Source organism: Rhizobacter sp. P2_H2, from assembly GCF_056403375.1.
In genome coordinates this window covers 1-2,068 of the sequence record NZ_JBFUFP010000972.1, presented here as the reverse complement: position 1 = coordinate 2,068, position 2,068 = coordinate 1, and the positions used below count along the sequence as shown (strand labels likewise).

Genomic DNA, 2,068 nt, shown 5'->3' with positions numbered 1-2,068 from the left:
GGAACGCGATGCCGTCGATCACGCCGATGATGTCGGCGATCTTCTTCGAGCTGGCATTGATCTCGTCCATCGTCGACACGACTTCGGACACCACCTGCCCGCCGCGCTGCGCGACCTGCGCCGCCGACGACGCGAGCTGCGCGGCCTGCGACGCGCTCTCGGCGCTCTGGCGCACGGTGCCGGTCAGCTGCTCCATCGACGCAGCCGACTGCTGCAGGCTGCTCGCGGCCTGCTCGGTGCGCGCGCTCAGGTCCTGGTTGCCGGTCGCGATCTGCGTGCTGGCCGTCGAGATGCCGTCGGCCACGCCGCGCACCTCGTTCAGCGTGCGCGTGAGCGCCGTGCGCATCGCATCGATCGAGCGCAGCAGCCGGCCGGTCTCGTCCGGCGCATAGCGGGTCTGCGCCGCGGCACTCAGGTCCATGCGGGCGATCGCGTCGGCCATCGCGACGGCGCGGCGCAGCGGCGTGGTGATGCTGCGCGTCAGCGACACGGCCAGCGTCACGCCGACCAGCAGCGACAGCACCGCGCTCACCATCAGCAGCGTGTTCGCGCTGGCGCGGCGCGCTTCGGCGGCGCGCGCGTTGGCGTCGAGCTGCTCGCGCTGCGCATTGCACAACTCCTGCACGGCGGCGATGTACTCGCGCGACCTGGGTTCGAACTGCTCGCTGAACGAGCGGCTGGCACCGTCGGCATCGCCCGCCAGCTTCAGCTTGCTCACCTCCTCGCGCGCGGCCAGGTAGCCCTTGCGCAGCTCGCTGACCTTCTCGTACTGGCGGCGCTCGTCGGGCCGGTTCATCTGCGGCTCGATCTGCTTCTGCAGCTCGGTGGTCTGCTTGATCGATTCGGCGGTGGCGCCGGCAAAGTACTCGATCAGGCTCGGGTCGCTGCTCTTGGCAATGGCCGCGGCGCGCTGCACGCCCGAGGTGGTGAAGCGCAGCCAGTCGGTCAGCGCCCGCTCGGTCTTCACGTTGTCCGAGATCATCACGTCGATCTCGGCGCTGGTGCGTTTCAGCGTGTACACCGCATACAGGCTGCTCGCGACCGACAGCCCGAGGATCAGGCCGAGGACGACGGTGAGGCGCTTGCCGATGGAAAGGTTGTCGAGGAGCATGGTGCGTCGGATAGAGGAAGACGCAGGCTTATCGACAACCGGCCGCGCCACTTGAGCGGGATCCGGCCCGTTCGTGACGTGTTCAACGATCCAGGCCAGCGGTCGAGGTCAGCGGTCCAGGGCCGGCCGCTTCGGGTCGAAGGTCCAGCCGGGGATCAGGTACTGCATCGCGACCGCGTCGTCGCGCGATCCCAGCCCGTGCTGGCGGTACAGCTGGTGGGCCTTCTCGACCTCGTCCATGTCGAGCTCGACGCCCAGGCCGGGCTGCTTCGGCACCTGCACATGGCCGCCTTCGATGCGCAGCGGCTCTTTCGTGAGGCGCTGGCCGTCCTGCCAGATCCAGTGGGTGTCGATCGCGGTGACCTTGCCGGGTGCGGCGGCACCGACCTGCGTGAACATCGCGAGCGAGACGTCGAAGTGGTTGTTCGAATGCGAGCCCCAGGTGAGGCCCCAGTCGCGGCAGGTCTGCGCGACGCGCACCGAGCCGGCCATCGTCCAGAAATGCGGGTCGGCCAGCGGGATGTCGACCGACTGCAGCGCAAGCGCGTGGCTCAGCTGGCGCCAGTCGGTCGCGATCATGTTGGTGGCGGTCGGCAGGCCGGTGGCGCGGCGGAACTCGGCCATCACCTCGCGGCCGGAGAAGCCCGCCTCGGCGCCGCACGGGTCCTCGGCATAGGCGACCACGCCGCGCATGTCGCGCATCAGCCGGATCGCGTCCTTCAGCAGCCAGCCGCCGTTCGGGTCGAGCGTGATGCGCGCCGTCGGAAAGCGCTCGTGCAACGCGCGGATTACCTCCACCTCTTCATCGCCGCGCAGCACGCCGCCCTTCAGCTTGAAGTCGTTGAAGCCGTAGCGCGCCTGCGCGGCCTCGGCCAGGCGCACGATCGCATCGGCATCCAGCGCCTTCTCGTGGCGCAGGCGGAACCAGTCGTCGGCGGCCTCGGGCTCCTGCGCCGC

At 69.7% G+C, this 2,068-nt stretch carries 2 protein-coding genes; both read right to left on the bottom strand.

The window, feature by feature from the left end; genetic code table 11:
* On the bottom strand, window positions 1–1,111 hold a 1,111-nt coding region (locus AC1D15_RS28915; RefSeq protein ID WP_477828730.1), incomplete at its 3' end, for a methyl-accepting chemotaxis protein.
* A 108-nt stretch (window positions 1,112–1,219) separates the two neighbouring features.
* Window positions 1,220–2,068, bottom strand: an 849-nt coding sequence (locus tag AC1D15_RS28910) for an enolase C-terminal domain-like protein (protein WP_477828729.1), incomplete at its 5' end; no start/stop codon positions are given.